The organism is Paenibacillus sp. 2TAF8 (assembly GCF_052114825.1).
GTDB lineage: Bacteria > Bacillota > Bacilli > Paenibacillales > Paenibacillaceae > Paenibacillus.
This window is the reverse complement of the sequence record NZ_JBFRFN010000011.1, coordinates 87,760-106,689: the sequence shown is the minus strand read 5'-3', so window position 1 is coordinate 106,689 and position 18,930 is coordinate 87,760. Positions and strand designations below refer to the sequence as shown.

Sequence of the window (18,930 nt, the reverse complement as noted above, 5' to 3'; positions counted from 1 at the left end):
GATGGGTTCCTCATCTATGGTTGGCGCAGAGCGCAAAAAGAAAACAAAAGGTATCGTTGTTCTTGTTGTGCTCGGTCTTTTGATTATTACAGCTTTTATTATCAGTATGAATACCGGATTTACCAAGCTTTCGCCGCTGGAGGTTTTACGGACGTTGTTTGGCAGCGGCACGCCGAAGCAGGAACTGATCCTGTTTGAGTTCCGGCTACCTCGCATCGTGATTTCCGTTCTGATCGGAGCGGGTCTGGCGTTGTCGGGTTGTATCCTGCAAGGGGTATCACGCAATGCACTCGCCGATCCCGGGATTCTTGGTATTAATGCAGGAGCGGGGCTAATGGTCATGCTGTTTGTTTCTTTTTTTCCAACGACAACAGCAGCTCCCATCTTTCTGCTTCCGATCCTTGCGCTGATTGGGGCGAGCTTTGCGGCATTTCTGATCTATATCCTTTCCTACAAAAAAGGGGAGGGCATCTTGCCAACCCGGATGTTGCTTACGGGAATCGGGATCGCGGCTGGTATCAGTTCAGCTATGATCGTGTTAACGCTGCGGCTTAGTCCTGAGAAATATCAATTTGTAGCTACTTGGCTCGCAGGTAGCATTTGGGGCTCCAATTGGAAGTTTGTTTGGGCACTGTTGCCATTTATCCTGGTGCTTGTACCGCTGGTACTTGCGAAGGCACGGGTGCTGAATGTATTGAATCTCGGGGATCAGACAGCAAGTGGTCTTGGTGCTCCTGTAGAACGTGAACGTATGATTTTGCTTGCTGCAGCAGCTATTCTTGCAGGAGCTTGCGTTTCTGTGAGCGGCGGTATCGGTTTTGTTGGTCTGATCGGACCTCATCTGGCGCGCCGTCTGGTTGGGCCAAAACATCAGTTTTTGCTACCTGCATCAGCACTGGTTGGGTCATTGCTCGTTCTGGTTGCGGATACACTGGGACGTGTCATTTTGCAACCTTCGGAGATCCCAGCCGGGATTCTGGTTGCGATTCTTGGTGCACCATACTTTCTGTATCTCTTGAGCAGAACGAAATAAAAGGTAATCATCATATTGACGGAGATTGCCGTAAGGGGGAACATGGTTCATGCTTCGTCGTTTTTTTGCCTATTACAGGCCTTACAAAAAACTGTTCATTCTGGACTTCACCTGTGCAATTTTGGCCGCGTTACTGGAACTGGCCTTTCCACTAGCGGTGAACCGGGTTGTAGATGATCTGCTGCCAGGTGGACGCTGGGACTGGATTTTATGGGCATGTCTAGGACTGCTGGGCATCTACTTGATCAATTCCTTCCTGAATTATGTTGTAACCTATTGGGGACACAAGCTGGGGATTAATATCGAGACGGATATGCGTAAAAGTCTGTTCAATCACGTGCAGAAGTTATCCTTCCGTTATTTTGACAATACGAAGACTGGACATCTGGTATCCCGCATGACTAATGATTTGATGGATATCGGAGAGATTGCTCACCATGGTCCGGAAGATGTATTTATTGCCGTGATGACGTTGGTTGGTGCTTTCAGTATCATGATGAGCATTAACGGGAATCTAGCGATTCTCACATTTATCATTGTGCCGCTGATTATCTATCTATCTTTGTATTTCGGTAACAAAATGTCCAAAGCATTCAGCCGAATGTTCGGGGATATTGCGGATTTCAACGCACGTGTAGAAAACAATATTACGGGCATTCGTGTCGTTCAGGCTTTTGCCAATGAAGAGTATGAAAAAGCACAATTCGCTGTAAATAACGGCCGTTTCCGTCAAACCAAGCTGATTGCGTACAAAATTATGGCCTGGAACTCCTCGATCAGTTATGTGCTAATGAAGCTGGTGTCATTGTTTGTACTCGTATGTGGAACGTGGTTTGTCATTAACGGCAGTATGACCTATGGTGAGTTTATTGCTTTTATCATGTTGTCCAATGTTTTCCTAACACCTATTCAGAAGATTAATTCGGTTATTGAGACCTATCCTAAAGGTATCGCAGGTTTCAAACGTTATACGGACTTGCTTGATATGGAGCCGGATGTCAAGGACCGCCCTAATGCTGTTCCGGTATCCCATCTACGTGGAGACATTCGTTACGAGCAAGTGACTTTTGGTTACTCGGATCAAGAGCCAGTCATTAAGGGTATCGATCTCAGTGTTCGCGCCGGTGAAACGGTGGCGCTTGTCGGTCCGTCGGGTGCTGGGAAAACAACCCTCTGTAGTCTGCTGCCACGATTCTATGATGTGCTGGAAGGGCGCATCACGATTGATGGTCAGGATATTCAGCACATGACACTGGATTCCTTACGGGGCCAAATCGGGATCGTGCAGCAGGATGTGTTCCTCTTCGATGGGACGATTCGGGAAAATATTGCGTACGGCAAGCTAGATGCATCAGAAGAGGAAATCTGGATGGCCGCTCGTCGGGCCCAGATGGAATCCTTGATTCTGTCTATGCCTGAAGGGTTGGATACACTCATTGGTGAGCGCGGAGTGAAACTGTCTGGTGGACAAAAGCAGCGGTTATCCATTGCTCGAATGTTCCTGAAAAACCCGCCGATTCTGATTCTGGATGAAGCGACGTCTGCACTCGACACTGAAACGGAAGCTGCGATTCAGCAATCCTTGGCGGAACTTTCTGAAGGCCGAACCACACTGGTCATTGCTCACAGGCTGGCGACGATTAAAAATGCGGACCGCATTGTTGTCGTGGCTGAGCAAGGCATCACGGAGCAGGGACGTCATGAGGAACTGCTTGCTTCTGGAGGCATCTACAGTCGCCTGCACTATGCGCAGTTTGGTGCATAGTTCAGGGTAAGAATTTACAAATGTTTTCGTGAGTGATAAGTAAAATGCATTAACAATTGTAAATCAATCAATCAATCAATCAATCAATAATAGTCTATTCATACTAAAAGCTCGTAACTGAAGTCATAACTTGAGTTTCGAGCTTTTTAGTATGTGTATATATTGACACTTGGAGGGGGAGTAGTATTATCATTTTGTCAGGAGATTCAATAATATTTTATAAATTAGAGTAAAGAGAAATAAGGAGAGAAAACGTGGTTGCGCATTATAACATGTTGTTACTTAAAGAGAGTGAGGGAAACTTATGAAAAAGAAGTTATTTGTGTTTGGTCTTCTCTTTCTAATCATGTCTATATGTTCAACGAGTATTTATGCTGAAGGAGAGGCACCTCGGGCAACGATCTATGTAAATGACGAAAAGCTGGATTTTGATGCGATTATTGCGTACTCAGGAGTATCTATGGTTCCTTTTCGTGAAATATTTGAAAAATATGATATGAAGGTAAGTTGGGACAATATCAACAAAACAGTTACAGCAAGCAGTCAGGATGGTGCTACAGTTATAAAACTAAGTGAGAATAAAAAGACAGCATTTGTGAATGGAAAATCACATGCCTTATCACAAACACCTTTTCTTGGAGGCAACACTTTATATGTGAACCTTAGATTTATCAGTGAATCCATAGGTGCAACGGTGAATTTTGATAAAGCATCACTTTCAATTTACATCGTTCTTCCTGAAAATTCGATAGAATAGGTGAATCTCCCCCGGTGATGTATACCGGGATGTTTCTTTGTTATTAAAGGATCGAGAGTGCAGTAAAATGATATGAACAGTACAAATGGGAACAGTAAACACAAAAAGAAACCTCCTTTGGGTAATGATAGGTATAGCTTTGACTGAAATGTATAATATGCTTACGAGAAGTAGTGAAGTTTATTGACAAAGAGTCTATCTACTGGGAGGCGATTTACATGTCAGATCTGACTAAAATACTACTTACCTGTGTCGGTTTTGTTTTTATTTTATGGTTGTTATTATTGGGGATTCGTAAACTGATGGGACATAACCAAGGCTCAGGTTCTCGAAACTTGACTGGCTGGTTTATGGGACTTTTTATTACTGGTGCCGTACCTCTTACGTTTGCATTGTATACCTACACAACTGACGAACGTCTGGATGCCAACATTGGGTTAGGGCTTGCCATGCTATTTGCCTGGACGTATTGTGCGCTGCTGTTGTGCGCTGTATTAGGTGTGTGGGGAAGGTATTGGTGGCGTGGGAAAAGGAAGTGATGGTGACTCCGATTAATGTTTGATCAGAATGTGGTAGTAGAGTGGGCTAAGTCCCATAATGTAGAAGCTACAGCACGAAGTTATTGCTTATCGTGCGTAAATAACTACTTGGCAGAGTCTCCAGAAGACGAGAAACTGTATTTTGGAGAGTACTATCCTGAAAAATTAATGCTAGAACTAGAAAAAGTTTATTGCATAATAAATTGGAATGAGCCTGAATATTCTCACATTATTGCCTTAGTCCCCATCATTTACGATGGCAAGGAAATTGGCAGATATGAGTTGTTTTATAGGATGTCAGGGGAGATTTACGATGACCTGTTAGTGATTGATGGGCAAGAACAGTTAGTTTATTAAGTCAATCTTCAAATGATGTTACTAAAAAAAGTAACGGAAGAACTGTAGTTAAGTCGAACGGTTATGCATCAAATGATTGAATTTATTTTTAAATTTGGGGATTTTACATAATTTAAGGTCTGAATTGGAAGGGGAACTACCTTCCAGCCTGAATTTCAAAGATTATATTATCGGTTATAGAAATATGGAATATTCCTAGAGAGGTACTTCATGAAAGTAAAATGTACATCAAATAAAAGTGATTCATTATCCACTAAGGCAGGTTACCCAATAAATTATCAATGTGAGTCATTAATTATTGGGGCAACATTTAATGTGTATTCGATCGGCCATTGGGATAATTACATGTTTTACTTATTGAAAGTTGATCATCCGGACCCCGATTTAAATCTTGACCCGGTATGGTTTCCGTATGAATGGTTCGAAGTCATTGATCAAAAAATTCCAAATTCTTGGTACTTCAATTTTATAGGTGAACCAAATAGCGAGCAAATTTCAACGATCCTTGGCTATAAAGAAATCGCGTTTAATTTCGACCATCATGTCGGATTAATGGAGAGAGAAAAGTACCACTTAGATTTATTTTACAAAATGAAAGCTGAAATTGATAACTAACGCTAAAACCTTGGGGCTTAACACCCTCAAGGTGTTTCTCTCCCCGTTTAGTGCCAAGTAAATCGGCATGGTTAAGGGTTGTTAAGCTTATTCATTCGCGATGGCGTGATGACCGACCCGAACGGCCTTTACTACATGATGGCGCGCAAGTACAGCCCGGAAATCCGCCGTTTCGTGAACCGTGATGTAGTAACGGGAACGATCAGCGCGGTGCAATCGCTGAACCGTTATGCATACGTAAACGGAAACCCTGTTTCGTACGTCGATCCTTTCGGCCTCAGCCGCGACGGCGATACGTTGTACCTGGTGCAAGGCGGCAGCTTCCTGCTCGACATTATTACAATATGTTTGGGATTGACTTAATGTTTTCGAAATTAAGGTCATTAATTTCTGAGATGCAATTAGCAAATAAGTTTAGTAAGGTAAGGTAGAGATTTCAACATTTGAATTTCTCTATGAATTGGAATTCTATGATCTTGAAGAAGATGAAAAAATTAAATGTACAGTATGGGCATTTGAGGCTACTAAAGCGGATGGAGTGATACAAAACTGCCAAAGGGGTTTTAGATTTAATGTTGCATTAAACTCTTTAATTGAATTTACTGATAACCTTGAGCAAGAGTTAAAACACATATTAAAGTAGAAAATTGGAAGAAGACCTTGAGGGGCAATACTTAAGGTCTTTCTTTTATTTCCATCCAGTGCCCAGTGAATCTACTGAATTTTTACTATGTGCAAAAAGGAATAAAAGTGAGGGTACAATGTTCGATCAAAATGTGATRATAGAGTGGGCTAAGTCCCATAATGTAGAATCTGCAGCATTAAGTTATTGCCTAAAGTGTACCTCTTAGAATAGACATTGGAATAAACTCTGGTTTATCCGATAAAATTCTAGGGGGCATATGTTTTACTAGAAGTTAAGAGTTAGACGTGAATCTTTACGCAAATTTAAAGGAGCTTATATAATAGATGATCAATCGGTATTCTTTAGTTGATGATGAGAGTGGTTTGACCATTGGAAAATCATCGGATCTGATTGGGGTGACTGGCAATCTTATTGAAACCGTCGGTGATGAGGAGTTTCATAAAATAACGCTAGTTCATTTTCGATATAACGATGAGTTTGTAGCTTACTGTAAGGAGAAAAAAATTAGTATAAACAATATAGAGATTACTATTCTTGATCTCGAAGAGAATTCAATAGGATCATATTATTTTGTACTCAGAGAACCTCTTTCATATAATCGATTTACAGAATTTAATGAAGTTTAAACACAGTTTGAACTGGTTGGGGATTTGTCCCAAGTGGCAACAGAAGGGAGTATGCTCATTTGGAATATGCGAAGAAAACCTCTAGCTAAAACGAACGAATGGGTAGGACTATCTCTAGAACAACGAATCGGATGGCTAGAAGTCGCCCGATTATATCGAGGAACCCAACTTCATTCTCAGGAGCGGCAGAATGGCATATATCACATGGATGCGACTAACATTGAGGACTCCTCTTCTTTTTATTGTGCCATAGGTGAGGCTATTAACGGTCCAGGAGGATACTATGGATTTAACTTGGATAGTTTGTCCGACTGTTTTTGTGGTGGATTTGGAGCCATAGCACCATTCAGGATTGTTCTTCAAAATGTAGATCATGAATGGTGTTCAAATGAGGGTTATTTTCAACAGTTAAAAGAAGTGCTAGCGGATGGAAATGTAACGTTAGTCTTTAGTTGATCTTATAAGAATCATGGGTAATCTGATCAATAATAGATAGTACATAAATAGGAAGGTAGTTCATGAATAATTACTATTTCTCATTTCCCATAGATAAGAGCTCTGCTCAAAAAGCTATTGAGATTATCCGTGTATTTTATGGGTATCCATTCCCAATCGGAATTGTTATATACCAGGACTCTTATGAAATTACACAGAAGTTAGGCCGGGAGTATGACACTGTGCTTCAGACAAGCATGTTGCCTTTCAAAGAACTTACAACACGGACGGGACAAGTGGATTGTTTCATCATTCAAAATGCCCGTGAGATTGAATTTTTTGTTCAACATGAGGGTTGTGCTGTTAACGTTATTGTGTTCGATCCTCTCCCAGATGGAGAGCGGGCAATAAAATATGGATTCCGGATATTTGAGAATGTTGAATACTACGAATTTTCTATTGCTGGATTGGAAGAAGCGAAGTTTCAAAAGCTGGCAATGAAATTGACTCGATTACCTTTAGAATGTCTGCGTATGTTAAAACCTGATTTAGAAAGAATTATAGAATGTCCCACGGATAGCGAGATACTTTAGGAACTGGATGAAGTCATCCTACCTATGCTGAACCAGTTATAGTTTGGAAACGGCATTTGTCCGAAATTGCGATCTGTTAAGGAGTTAACTACATATACTTGATTTATTTATTTAATTCAAAAGGCCCTCAGACCTTCTCTGCATTGAAGCAGATGGGGACGAGGGCTTTTTGCACATAGGCCAACTACATTTACATTTATAGCGGAAAACCATCTAACAAATTGGTCAGCACTTTCTAAGCAACCCGTTCCTTAATCCGCAATATTCCCCGCCATTTTCAGACGACGTGCAATCTCCTTGAAGTCTTCATGAGAGATGCCTGGCGCAAACTCCTCTTCCACCGCTGGAGCCTCCGGAATAGGGAAGCCTTGAGGAATGCCCTGAATGACCTCCAGAGGTTGTCCATCTTCGGGATGCGTGCCTTTCCAGATTTGGTCGATGGCATTGAAGTCTTTATCACTATAGGTGTACAGCTTGGTGTGTACGCCTTTTTCTTCGTATTTATGAGCCTCGTTGAAGGCTTTGTTATCCAGAGAAGGGATTGGGATCAATTTGGTCACATTGACACCCGTTGCAATTTCAATCGCTTTGGCATATGCCACCACGTGCACACCGCCGCGTACGAGCAGGAAACCGACAACTTCGCGAGCAGCAGGATGATCGGTCATTTCGTATACTTTCATCTTGTGCGTACGGGCTCCACATTCGAGGAAGAAATTATGCAACAAATCCTCTACCAGATTGCCACTGTTGAAGACATTGGCGCCTGTCCACGGATTGCCCATCGAATCAAAAGGCATCGCGCCTTGTGCACCTGCCAGAAAATGATACGATAGCCTTGCATCCTTGACGGAACCCAGCGGTGTCTGATCAGGTTCTTTATATTCGGTTGATCCTCGGAGACAATGGTTAATCCCATGGGATACCAACTCAACATGTCCCAATTCTTCGGCCGTAATGCTCATGACGAGGTCGTAGAATGGTTTTAGTTTTTCTTTGGAGCGAAAATTAAAGGATTGGTAGAGGTAGTTGTTCAGTGTGGACATTTCTCCAAATTTACCACCAAGCAATTCCTGTATAGCTGCTGCTGCATTGGGATCAGGCTTTTCGACGTTGGGAATTTCAATCAAAATTTCATCCAGACGTTTGAACATCAGATATAACCTCCTCGAATATGGGTGAAAATGGACTCGGGCGGACGTTGGATTCAGCTTGGTCAGTCAAGGCCCATTACACGGTATATGGATTTTTTAAACAGATAAACTATGAATTGGGTCTAAAGGGGCATGTACTATTTGCTACGCATGCTCGAAGAACGTGTTGAATGGTTCACCGTTTGGTATTTCCAATATCACAATTATTATGTACAATCAGACAAGTTGTTCAAAGCGTAGCGCAGATCTTTGGTTATTGATTTGAAGCAGAAAGGAAGACATACATATGAGATTTAGATGGATACATATCGTAAGTTCAATGATGAGTTTAATGATGATATTAACTTACATAAACACTGCACATGTCGCAGCAAGCGGTGTGGGGAACGATGTTAAGGTGGATGAACAGACAAGGCAAATGCTTATGGAGAAGTATGGTTTAGAGCCTACAGAAGAGTCCCAGGCAGAGCAGCATTTTCTTTCCGGGGATTGGGGGATGAGCTTCAGTAATACTTCCGAGGTTGATCCATTGGTTAAACTGATGCCGGTTATTCCATTTTGGCTGTTGCCAGTGGTCTGGATTTTGCGAATCTGGGTGTAAAATGTAATCCGAACGGGCACGATATCAGCAAACACATTCTCCCAAGGAGTGAAATGCATGAGAGTGCTTATGATAACGATATTGACGCTTGTTCTAGGTTTCGCTGGCATCTCAACGACCATTTCGGCAGCAAGCAGCAACATTCCGGATTATGCGAAATGGGGCATCATCGCCGTGAAGGAAACCCAAACGAAGTACAATGTCGACATTCTGGATTACAAACATATCGGCCGTTCGTCGGTTAGCGCGAATCAGTCGAGAGAGCAGTTCAAGCTGTGGGTTCGAGCCAAAGACGGCAAGCAATTTGCGGTTTATGTTAATGTGGATTTTAATCCGAATACGCAACAGTTAAAAACAGTGCAATTTTCTGAATCCGATCGTCACTAATATTCGATCTTCCCCTGAAGAACCAGACTTCCGTCTTGCCCGGAGTATGTCTGGTTTTTTTATTTTTTGAAATTCCTTTTTTTGTTATTGAATAAAGAACTTATGTTCGCATATAATAATGAATACAAACAAATGTTCTTATTGGAGGGATGATCATGCTAGGGAAATATGTTGGCCAGATGGTGGAGCTTGTGTACATGGATCGTGCGGGACAGATTACACAGCGGCAGATTCGAATCAACAGCATGCGAGGCGGAGTAATTCGGGCATCTGATGGCATGGAAGGGGTACCCCGGACTTTTCTGGAGCAAAATATTCTGGCATGGCGCCCTGTAACGGATCGGAATCGGAAGGGAGAACTGAAGTATGCTGAACGACTTTGAACGTAAAATACTTCGTATTATTGTCAACTATGCAGGTCAGCAGCGGCGAATTCCACGTATGGATGAACTGGAAACCAAGACAGGGCGCAACCCGGCGCACATTCGAGAGTCACTGCTAGCGCTTGAACAGAAAGGATATATCTCCTGGCCTCAACCATCTACACTGGAAAGTATACAGATTTTGCAGGCCTGGGAGCAGGAACCCAAGCCCGTGCGAAAAGCGCAGGCTGCTGGCAGTGCAGTAAAATATTTTACGGATTACTGATTCGTTGAGGGGCGAATAGTACGCCTAGGTGTAACAGACTTCTGCAGAAGTTACAGCAAAAACGCCAATCCGTAAGGATTGGCGCTGTATCGTGAATGCATTTATCAGAAATTCGGAAGCTGGTCAAGGTTGTTGGTCGGGTCGCCGTCGGCATCGCCGCGAATATACATTTCTCCATCCTTGCCTTTGAATACATTCACACCAGCGATTGTTCCAGCCTTCACTTCGTTCAGAGCTTGCTGATAATCCAGAATACGGCCTGTGGATGTCTGGAAGGCGGTCAAGTCACCGTCACCATTCTTTTGTACTGCTGTGAACGTTTCGCGTGTTGTTTGATCCATCATGTCACACTCTCCTTCTATGACCAAATGGGAATAGGTTTACCCTGTTAGCCTGTCCGAATTGGAGGGAAGTATGCATTCTTTAGAACATTCCACATTCCGAGAATAGCTGTGTAATGTATGTAGTGCCTGTGTTGTCGAGTTGTTCTGCTGGCCTACAAGCTTTTTCTCATACGGACATGCAGGATATCGGCATCGTAAAAAGGTTCTTCCGAAATTACTTCATAACCGAGTTTATCGTAAAATTTCTGCGCCTGACACTGGGCATCCAGCAGCGAATAGGTTAATCCAAGCTCACGAGCAAGCTCTTCCATCGCTAACAGGAGCACACGTCCATACCCGAACGAACGGTAGGATTCCAGTACAGCAATTCGCTGCATTTTGGCCGTATCTTTGCTGTAATAGATCAGACGACCTGTGGCGACAGCCTTCCCATCGGTATGAAGCAATACGTGATGCACATCAGGACTGATAACATCGTATTGATCTATTTCAAGTTCTTCGGGCACTTGTTGCTCAATAACAAAAACCTGACGGCGGATCCCAAGAGCGTGCTTTAATTCTTCTTCTGTTGTGACATAACTAATCTCTGCTGCCAAATTCGATTCCTTCTTTCTGCTCCATGCGCACAAGTTCAGACTGCATTATACAAAAAAATGCTTTTCTTGTATAGTTAAGTTTGGTATATACTGGGGCTTTGGAGGAGGGGAGAGTCATGGGAATGGCGGCTATTATGACCATTACATTGCTTATGTCGGCGGGCATGATCGCTTTGTTATACTATGTGACCAAGAAGGCATACTCACGCAAATGGGATGAAGAAGAGTGAGTATATACTTCTGATAAAGGCTCTAGAGCTGACTCTGCCATTTAAGGCAATAACTCACTGTTTCCCCGAGGGGAGTATACCTCTTGTATTACGGATTTTGAGTAAACGTCCATCCAGACAGGCAGCGATTCATTTTGTTGATTCGGTTGGTGCAATTGCTGAAATTGTACCGTATGCTCGTCCCGTTCCAGCCTGCAACCAGTCAAGGTAAAGGTCATAACGAGCAAAACAGCAACATGAGTAGCAGTAAGTTTCCAGTCTTTATTATGGTGTTTATTGTTATGGCGTGTATTAAGCGGTTGGTTCGTGTTTTGTTTGATCATCACTTTACATTCTCCTCATGCACAATATCGTAATCTTTCCATTATTGTGCTCCAATATGAATGATTTAAAACCAATTAATGATTGACAATGAACACGTTTACTTGGTATGATACTGTTACTTCATTGAACGAAACCTAATATACATGATCTGTTAGCTCAGCTGGGAGAGCACTATCTTGACAGGGTAGGGGTCAGTGGTTCGAGCCCACTACAGATCATACTTAAGAAGCCTTGCTACGCAAGGCTTTTTTTCTTTTTTCTGAACCAATATGGATGGTTAAATCGGCTTTTGGGGGAGAATTCGGTGCGGGAATGGGGACATGCTATGCTTTTTTAAACAAAATTTAAACCAAACCTAAATTCAATGCAAGGTTGATCTCTTATTGTTGTAGTAAGCAAACAACATACAACAGAGGAGAGAGAACATGCACGCTTCCAAAACCCAATCTACTAACAAAAACGTGATTAAAAAGGCCATATTAAGCACACTAGTACTGGCGCTCACAACATCTGGGCTCATCCACACCACTTATGCCAACTCTTCGAAGGGAGAGAACTTGGCTGCGAATGCTGAGACAACAGAGAAAACATTCCAGATGCAACAGGCTTTTCGCATGCGCTCACAACAAGCTATGTCACAAAATCAATCCCCAATTCAGTACCAGATCAAAGCACGTCTGGACGAAAAAGACATGACAATACAAGGTAGCCAGACAGTGACCTACCTGAATACGAGCAAAGATACCCTTCAAGAGTTGGTCATGCATACCTATGCAGATGCTAATCGATCCAAATCAACACAAACGATTATGTATACAGGCCAGAATGAGCAAATAGCCAAAGAACACCCGGAGAAGAAAGCGTCAGATTTCTTGGGCGGAATGGATATTGTAAAAGTGTCGCAACTAGGGGAGAGGCTTCTTTTCGATAACCAAAATCAGGCATTACGTGTGCAATTGAAGGCTCCTTTGCAACCGGGGCAATCTGTTACCTTTCAAGTGGATTATCGGATCGACATTCCTTATGGCATGCAACGAATATCGTATTACAAGGATCAGGTCAACGGAGCACATTGGTTTCCGGTGATGTCTGTGTATGACGAGACTACACATCAATGGAACAAGACACCGTATAGCACTTCATTCGAGAGTGATTACTATACTTCGTCCGATTTCGATGTAGAGTTCAATGTGCCCGATTCATATCAGGTGGTCATGCCGGGAGATATCACTTCCAAAGTCAGTACTGAACAAGGACGAAAAGTGGTTACAGCGCGCGCCGCGAACACGAGAGAATTTGTTTTTTTCGCTGGTCCTAACTTAAAAGTCGAACGTGAGACACGTAATGGTCTTACCGTGGAATATTTTTATTCGGGAGATGACCCTGCCAAAAAAGATGCGGTGGACAAGTACATCGATTACGCATTTAAAGTCATTGCCTTTTACAGTGAAAAATATGGGGAATATCCGTATCCCGAATTTCGTATCATCGAAACATATGTGGATGGCTTTGGCGTAGAATATTCAAGATTAATACAGATGCCGGAGCGTGCTGCGGAGTTATCTCCCGAAGACGATACCACGTTTATACATGAGATTGCACATCAGTGGTTCCATGCTTTGATCGGGAACAACTCAGAAACGGAGTCATTTCTGGATGAAGGTTTTGCCGATTTCTCCACGGTGTATTTTTTAGAAAATCAGGGAAATAAGGTAGGAGGGTTCAGATCGATTCAGCTCGATCCGTCACCTATTGATCTACCCATTGCTTCAACAAATGAACAGGTAGGAGAAATGGCTGATTATGTATTTTACCAAAAGGGACGTCAGGCGATTTACCAATTATACCGCTCTGTTGGTGAACAGAAATTTGATGCGTTTATGAAGGAATATTTTCATCGCTTTGTCTACCAAAATGCTACAATTGATGGATTGCTTGGTACCATTGAGGATGTGCTTGGTAAAGAACAGCGTCAGGACATGGAAAAGGCTTTAAGGAAGCCAGGGTTTGAGCTTAAGCAGGAGTATCAAATGTCCGAGAAGGAACTTGCAGCATATATGCATGATGCCTATCAGCCGCAGTATGAAGCAGTGGTGAACAACATTCCCAATCTGCCTTACGAAGTGATGATTCGTTTAATGGAAAAGTCCTTTCGAGGGGAGCCATTAACCATTGTACTTGGAGATCAGGTAAGCAAAGAAGCAGCGAAACAACAGGAACAAGCGACTAGCCAGTTAACTCAGATTTTGGATGTGTTTGGCATGAAGTACGATGTAGTTCGGGATCGAAAAGAGTTGAAGCAGAAGCTGAAAGGTGAGATTGGCACCAGTAACCTCATTCTTGTTGGTAATGCGAAGTCAAACGGTATCGTGCAGGCTTTGAAACAAAGTATGGATGACCGGGCAGGTAACATCGCTTTGGACTGGAAAGAGGCCATGAAAACAACAGGACATTCCGGAGCTTATGTCATTAAACATCCATATAATCAGAATCGTCTCTTGATTCATTACTATTGGAATGGCGATCATCTCAGCGTCAAGGCATCCGAGTCCTTTATGGAGAAGATTCTGGAATCTCTAACGCTCTCTAATAATATTTATCAATTCTATGAGCTGGATGGAAATGGTAAGTTGAAAACTAGCAAAAAAGTTGAATGATACATTTTACCACCATAAAATAGAAATGTTTATGAAGAGTCGCCTATAAGGCGGCTCTTTTTGCTTGTTCAGTTCCATTTAAGGTTTCTCTTTTAAACTTCTCTGTAGCAGGAATTAAAAAAGAACTAAGGTGGGAAATGGAATGATGAACAACAAATGGCGTAATGTTATGGCAACTACAGTTATTGCTTCGATGTTATTAGCGGCTTGCAGCAATGAAAGCGGAACTCTGCAAACAGCATCGACTACTACAACTACGGAGAACCAATCCACAGAAGATCAGACGCAAACGGTGGATTATGCACAAAACTTTAATAAAACGGAAGTGATGTCTTTCTCCATTGATGTAGATGAGGATGCCTGGCAGGAAATGCTAGACACAGCGACAGAGGAGAACTATATCAAGGCAAATGTAACGATAAACGGAACAACGATCGAAAATGTAGGCATTCGAGCCAAAGGAAACTCCAGTTTGAGGCAAGTGGCACAGGACGATTCGACCGATCGGTATAGTTTCAAAATCAAGTTTGACAAATACGTCAAAGGTCAGACCTGGAATGGACTTGACAAAATGGTCGTGAATAATATGATTTCCGACGGTAGTTATATGAAAGAGTATCTCAGCTATGACATCATGAGTTACATCGGAGTTGATGCACCGCTGTTTTCTTTTGCCAACATTAACGTCAACGGAAAGGCGTGGGGCTTATATTTGGCTGTTGAAGACATAGACAGCGGATATCTGGCACGTGCGAAGAATGGTGAAGGAGAAATCTACAAGCCCAATAACGATGGCAATATGGGAGCGGGCGGAATGGGAAATCCAATGGGAATGGGGAACCCGCCAGCAGAAGGGGAAGCCTTCGGGATGGGAGACCGTCAGCCTCCTGAAGGCATGGAACCACCAAGTGATACAGGTACAGGAACAGGCGATGCCAACTCTCAGACTGCCAACACTCGCGGAGAGGGTGGTCGCGGATTCGGCAGAGGCGGTGGAATGAATGGCGGCGGGAACGGCGTATCCTTAGTGTATACGGATGATAAAGTGTCCAGTTATTCTGGCATTTTTGATAATGCAAAGACCAAAACGACGAAAGAAGATGAACAACGTGTGGTAGAGGCACTTAAAAACTTGAATGCTGGCACCGATCTTGAGAAATATGTGGATGTGGATGCTGTGCTCAAATATTTTGCAGCTCATAATGTGGTTGTGAACATGGATAGTTACACTTCCAATATGGGACATAACTATTATTTATATGAGAATAATGGCAAGATCAGTATGTTGCCATGGGACTACAATATGGCTTTTGGTGGATTCCAGGCAGGTTCTGCATCTGATGTGGTCAATCTTGCTATTGATACCCCGTTATCAGGCGTAACGATGGAAGATCGGCCGATTCTAAGCAAGTTGCTGGAGGTTCCTGAGTACAAAGCGAAGTATCATGAATACTTGCAACAGATCGTGGATGGTTATTTTGCAAACGGAAAATTTGAGCAGACGGTACAGACGTTAAACAATCTGATTACGGATTACGTAAAAAATGATGCTACGGCGTTCGTGACATATGACAAGTATCAAGAAGCTGTTGCTGAATTGACTAAATTAGGAACATTGCGTGCCGAGAGCATTCAAGGACAGCTTGATGGAACAATTCCCTCCACTTCTGAGGGGCAAAAGGCGAGCACGAATACACTCATAGATGCATCTTCGGTTGATCTAACCAAATTGGGAGATAGCCTCAAAGGAAACGGCATGAGGGGTGGATTCGGGGGCACGGGTTTTAATCGCAATGCCGAAAATCAACAGAGTGAAAAAACAGAGCAATCTGAGACAACTAAATAGGATTCAGTTGCCAGACTGTCCTCCGTTTCTAAATATTTGAGCATGAACGCATGCATACTTTCACCTAATGTCAATATATAGAGAGCTGCCTTAAGAGGCGGCTTTTTTTATTTCATTTGTATATTTCAAAAAACTATTTACAAACGTAATTAAATTGTGTACAATCAATTTGTAAACAAATCAAAAGAAAACATGTTCAAACCATATAACAAAAACTTTAAATAGGAAGAGGAGAATTTTAAATGAAAACTCTATATGAAACGACAGTTATTAATACAGGTGGGCGCCAAGGGATCGTACAATCCCCGGATAACGTATTCATGATGGATGTAGCTACACCCCCTGAACTTGGAGGACAAGTAACAACAGCGACTAATCCGGAGCAACTGTTTGCAGCAGGATACAGTGCATGTTTTAACTCTGCGTTGGAATTTCAATTAAAAAAGCACAATGTAACGATTGAACGTAGCACAGTATCTGCAACTGTTGCGTTGGTAGCGGACCCGGCAGATGGTGGTGTGAAGCTGGATGTGGAGCTTGAAGTGAAAATTCTTGGTCTGGATGAAGAAACGGCACAAAAATTTGTGAAACTTGCACATGAATACTGCCCTTATTCCAAAGCCATTAAAGGTAATGTTAACGTTAAAGTGGAGCAGGCATAAGCGAAGGATTCGTAGCATTCCTTTTAGAATAAAATAAATGCAATAGACAAAGACCTCCGAGGAATCGGAGGTCTTTTGACATATACTTGCTTCGCGCCTGAAGCTTCAGCTTCGATGGAATGGAGTTGAGAACAATAGAATAAATCTATAACTCAATAAATGTAATAATGTTGAAACTTTGGATGGACATCAGCCGTAAAAATTTATAAATGTGAAAACTTATCGAACTGAAACAATTCCATAGATGAATTGAGAAGATTGAAAGAGAGGTGCATAATATGGATTTTAAAGATTTCAATAAGCCGCCGGATGGATCGGAATCATACACACACCTGCAGCGTCATGAAGAGAAATCACAGGAACTCATATCTGGTGGAGGGAAAAGTATTTGGTGGGAAATCAGCAATTGGTTGATTCTTGGCGGTATTCTGCTGGTAATTTTCTTATTATTTAGGTACGTTTTTTAGATCAGTTAAACAATATAAATAGTTAGTTCAGCATCTCCAAAGTAGGCACACAATTGGGCGGATCCCCATATGATGCAGTATTTAGTCAGCATTATGGGAAATGGGGAATTCGGGATGGCAAAGGCAAAAGGAAAGAAAGCTCCCGCGTTAAAAAGTGACAAGATGCGTGTGTCCATGAAGTTGGTTACATCCGATGTATGTGATCGGTGCAAGACACCTTGCTCTCGTGGGACAGAATATGCCTCACGAATGAGAGAAGGTGGGGCAGTTGGCAAAGGGGTTCCCTGTATCCTCACCCGCCACGTATCTTCGTGACACTTCATCTAATGACGTATATGTACGCAGTGACACATTAGGGTATCCTGAAAGTGGGATAGCCTTTTTTTGCGTTTCCCAACGCGTGGTAAATATTTTGGATAAAAAATGAAAAATGATGAAAAACAGCGCAACTTTGTGGAGGCATTCGCAGTATAAATCTACAAACAGGCTAACAGCAAGGGAGGGTATATTGACGGGATGAAATGGAAAAGAGTGCTGCTATGTGTCATGGTATTCTCCTTGCTGGGCGGATCTTTATTATTTGCGGACTCTGTAAATGAGAAGATTCGTGTGCTCATTAACGGCAAGGAAGCGTCTGACGGTGGTTATTTGATTGATGGAACGACTTATGTACCTGTTAGGGAGGTAGGGGGCCTTGCTCGGTGGGACAACAGTAATAAGCGAGTAACGGTGATCAAGCCGAATGTACATATTTTTCTCTTCAAGGGAGACACTGTGTTTGGGAATGTCAATGTGGGGAAATTGAAATTCAATGTGTTCTCACAGGTAGATAGTCTCACAACAGATGTGGCTGCCGTGAAAGTCACCATAACGGACCCGAGTGGTCAGGTAAAGGATATTCAGGCACAGGATCTGACAACTCAGAAGGATAACTTCTGGTTCCGCACATATGATTTCACCTATGATTTTAGTCGTGCTGGCAAGTACCAGATCGGTTTTCATATTAAAGAAAATGCAAATAGCAACTATGTTCTGGTCGCCGAAAAAATCATTACAGCACTGAACAATTAAAGGCGAAATAAACGCTGACCGGTAAATTGACCTGGCACTGTGAACATGTTACGATATGCAATGTTACACATTTTCTATTGATGAAGCGAGGTATTACAATGAGCGATCACAAACACGAGCATGGAGATAACTGCGGTTGCGGTCACGATCACGATCATGAACACGATCATGAACACGAAGAGATCCTTCTCACATTGACTGATGAGAACGGTCAAGACGTGGAAATGGTTTTGGTAGAAACGTTTGACGTGCAAGATCACGTTTATGCACTTCTGCTGGAACGCAACAATCCTGAAGCTGACGGCATCATCCTGCGTATGGAAGAAGAAAACGAGGAAATGATGCTCTACAATATTGAAGACGAAGCAGAGTGGAACCGTGTTGAAGCGGCATACAACGAACTGGTTGCTTCTCAAGAATAGTCAATCTTTTGGAATATAACATGAGGACTCCCTGAATTTCAGGGGGTCTTTTGTTGTTTATTTGGGATCGTCAGGTTTGTGCGAGAGACAGAGGGGCAGAAAAAATGCAAATCAAAAAGGACCAGGTATCAGACCCAGTCCTTTACTGTTCAAGC

24 protein-coding genes and 1 tRNA gene are annotated in these 18,930 nt (G+C 42.5%); 21 read left to right on the top strand and 4 right to left on the bottom strand.

All coding sequences use genetic code 11. The features are described from left to right. Position 1 precedes the first annotated feature (1 nt). The 10 genes from AB4Z30_RS17655 (at position 2) to AB4Z30_RS17610 (ending at position 7,366) form a co-directional block, all read left to right on the top strand. Positions 2-1,033: a FecCD family ABC transporter permease gene (locus AB4Z30_RS17655; RefSeq protein ID WP_441928671.1), complete on the top strand. Its 1,032-nt coding sequence runs from the start codon at positions 2-4 to the stop codon at positions 1,031-1,033. Positions 1,034-1,082: 49 nt separating this feature from the next. Beyond that, entirely contained in the window at positions 1,083-2,798 is a 1,716-nt protein-coding gene (locus AB4Z30_RS17650) for an ABC transporter ATP-binding protein (RefSeq protein ID WP_441928669.1), read from the top strand. Positions 2,799-3,102: 304 nt separating this feature from the next. Then, complete coding sequence (locus AB4Z30_RS17645; protein ID WP_441928667.1) at positions 3,103-3,555, top strand: copper amine oxidase N-terminal domain-containing protein; 453 nt, start codon at positions 3,103-3,105, stop codon at positions 3,553-3,555. A gap of 218 nt (positions 3,556-3,773) precedes the next feature. Next, positions 3,774-4,094: a hypothetical protein gene (locus AB4Z30_RS17640; protein ID WP_441928665.1), complete on the top strand. Its 321-nt coding sequence runs from the start codon at positions 3,774-3,776 to the stop codon at positions 4,092-4,094. A gap of 15 nt (positions 4,095-4,109) precedes the next feature. Continuing rightward, positions 4,110-4,451: a hypothetical protein gene (locus AB4Z30_RS17635; protein ID WP_441928663.1), complete on the top strand. Its 342-nt coding sequence runs from the start codon at positions 4,110-4,112 to the stop codon at positions 4,449-4,451. Between the two features lie 210 nt (positions 4,452-4,661). Next, the gene (locus AB4Z30_RS17630) at positions 4,662-5,066 is read left to right on the top strand and encodes a hypothetical protein (protein ID WP_441928661.1); all 405 of its coding nucleotides are present in this window, start codon (positions 4,662-4,664) and stop codon (positions 5,064-5,066) included. A gap of 108 nt (positions 5,067-5,174) precedes the next feature. Then, on the top strand, positions 5,175-5,429 hold the full coding sequence (locus AB4Z30_RS17625) for an RHS repeat-associated core domain-containing protein (RefSeq protein ID WP_441928659.1): 255 nt from the start codon (positions 5,175-5,177) through the stop codon (positions 5,427-5,429). Between the two features lie 606 nt (positions 5,430-6,035). Then, positions 6,036-6,338 (top strand): hypothetical protein, encoded by a 303-nt coding sequence (locus AB4Z30_RS17620; protein ID WP_441928657.1) that lies wholly within the window; start codon positions 6,036-6,038, stop codon positions 6,336-6,338. Positions 6,339-6,389: 51 nt separating this feature from the next. Then, complete coding sequence (locus AB4Z30_RS17615) at positions 6,390-6,794, top strand: barstar family protein (RefSeq protein ID WP_441928843.1); 405 nt, start codon at positions 6,390-6,392, stop codon at positions 6,792-6,794. 62 nt (positions 6,795-6,856) lie between these two features. Beyond that, positions 6,857-7,366, top strand: a complete 510-nt coding sequence (locus AB4Z30_RS17610) for a hypothetical protein (RefSeq protein WP_441928655.1) — start codon at positions 6,857-6,859, stop codon at positions 7,364-7,366. Between the two features lie 251 nt (positions 7,367-7,617). Here AB4Z30_RS17610 and AB4Z30_RS17605 read toward each other — a convergent pair whose 3' ends face one another. Continuing rightward, positions 7,618-8,520, bottom strand: coding sequence for a manganese catalase family protein (locus AB4Z30_RS17605; RefSeq protein WP_441928653.1), 903 nt, complete (start codon positions 8,518-8,520; stop codon positions 7,618-7,620). A 286-nt stretch (positions 8,521-8,806) separates the two neighbouring features. Here AB4Z30_RS17605 and AB4Z30_RS17600 point away from each other — a divergent pair, with 286 nt between their 5' ends. The 4 genes from AB4Z30_RS17600 to AB4Z30_RS17585 all read left to right on the top strand — a co-directional run bounded on the left by AB4Z30_RS17600 (position 8,807) and on the right by AB4Z30_RS17585 (position 10,156). After that, entirely contained in the window at positions 8,807-9,121 is a 315-nt protein-coding gene (locus AB4Z30_RS17600; RefSeq protein ID WP_441928651.1) for a hypothetical protein, read from the top strand. Between the two features lie 57 nt (positions 9,122-9,178). Beyond that, on the top strand, positions 9,179-9,508 hold the full coding sequence (locus AB4Z30_RS17595) for a DUF3889 domain-containing protein (protein ID WP_441928649.1): 330 nt from the start codon (positions 9,179-9,181) through the stop codon (positions 9,506-9,508). A gap of 155 nt (positions 9,509-9,663) precedes the next feature. Next, a complete protein-coding gene (locus AB4Z30_RS17590; RefSeq protein ID WP_090923691.1) occupies positions 9,664-9,891 on the top strand; it encodes a hypothetical protein in 228 nt (75 codons plus the stop codon). After that, positions 9,875-10,156 carry a hypothetical protein gene (locus AB4Z30_RS17585; protein ID WP_441928646.1) on the top strand — a complete coding sequence of 94 codons (282 nt, stop codon included), beginning with the start codon at positions 9,875-9,877 and terminating at the stop codon, positions 10,154-10,156. The genes AB4Z30_RS17590 and AB4Z30_RS17585 overlap by 17 nt, the downstream gene beginning before the upstream one ends. A 104-nt stretch (positions 10,157-10,260) precedes the next feature. Here AB4Z30_RS17585 and AB4Z30_RS17580 read toward each other — a convergent pair whose 3' ends face one another. From AB4Z30_RS17580 to AB4Z30_RS17570, 3 genes are all read right to left on the bottom strand, one after another. Continuing rightward, positions 10,261-10,497, bottom strand: a complete 237-nt coding sequence (locus AB4Z30_RS17580; RefSeq protein ID WP_090923789.1) for a DUF3892 domain-containing protein — start codon at positions 10,495-10,497, stop codon at positions 10,261-10,263. Positions 10,498-10,652: 155 nt separating this feature from the next. After that, on the bottom strand, positions 10,653-11,096 hold the full coding sequence (locus AB4Z30_RS17575) for a GNAT family N-acetyltransferase (protein WP_441928644.1): 444 nt from the start codon (positions 11,094-11,096) through the stop codon (positions 10,653-10,655). Between the two features lie 271 nt (positions 11,097-11,367). Then, complete coding sequence (locus tag AB4Z30_RS17570; protein ID WP_441928642.1) at positions 11,368-11,649, bottom strand: hypothetical protein; 282 nt, start codon at positions 11,647-11,649, stop codon at positions 11,368-11,370. 146 nt (positions 11,650-11,795) lie between these two features. Here AB4Z30_RS17570 and AB4Z30_RS17565 point away from each other — a divergent pair. The 7 genes from AB4Z30_RS17565 (at position 11,796) to AB4Z30_RS17535 (ending at position 18,775) form a co-directional block, all read left to right on the top strand. Beyond that, a tRNA-Val gene (locus AB4Z30_RS17565) sits at positions 11,796-11,868 on the top strand. Between the two features lie 207 nt (positions 11,869-12,075). Then, positions 12,076-14,307, top strand: a complete 2,232-nt coding sequence (locus tag AB4Z30_RS17560; protein ID WP_441928640.1) for a M1 family metallopeptidase — start codon at positions 12,076-12,078, stop codon at positions 14,305-14,307. Positions 14,308-14,449: 142 nt separating this feature from the next. Beyond that, positions 14,450-16,153 (top strand): CotH kinase family protein, encoded by a 1,704-nt coding sequence (locus tag AB4Z30_RS17555; protein ID WP_441928638.1) that lies wholly within the window; start codon positions 14,450-14,452, stop codon positions 16,151-16,153. A 242-nt stretch (positions 16,154-16,395) separates the two neighbouring features. After that, positions 16,396-16,815 carry an organic hydroperoxide resistance protein gene (locus AB4Z30_RS17550; RefSeq protein ID WP_090923686.1) on the top strand — a complete coding sequence of 140 codons (420 nt, stop codon included), beginning with the start codon at positions 16,396-16,398 and terminating at the stop codon, positions 16,813-16,815. A gap of 278 nt (positions 16,816-17,093) precedes the next feature. After that, the gene (locus tag AB4Z30_RS17545) at positions 17,094-17,282 is read left to right on the top strand and encodes a hypothetical protein (protein ID WP_441928636.1); all 189 of its coding nucleotides are present in this window, start codon (positions 17,094-17,096) and stop codon (positions 17,280-17,282) included. Between the two features lie 516 nt (positions 17,283-17,798). After that, complete coding sequence (locus AB4Z30_RS17540; RefSeq protein ID WP_441928634.1) at positions 17,799-18,353, top strand: copper amine oxidase; 555 nt, start codon at positions 17,799-17,801, stop codon at positions 18,351-18,353. Positions 18,354-18,451: 98 nt separating this feature from the next. Then, on the top strand, positions 18,452-18,775 hold the full coding sequence (locus AB4Z30_RS17535) for a DUF1292 domain-containing protein (RefSeq protein WP_441928632.1): 324 nt from the start codon (positions 18,452-18,454) through the stop codon (positions 18,773-18,775). Positions 18,776-18,930: the final 155 nt, after the last annotated feature.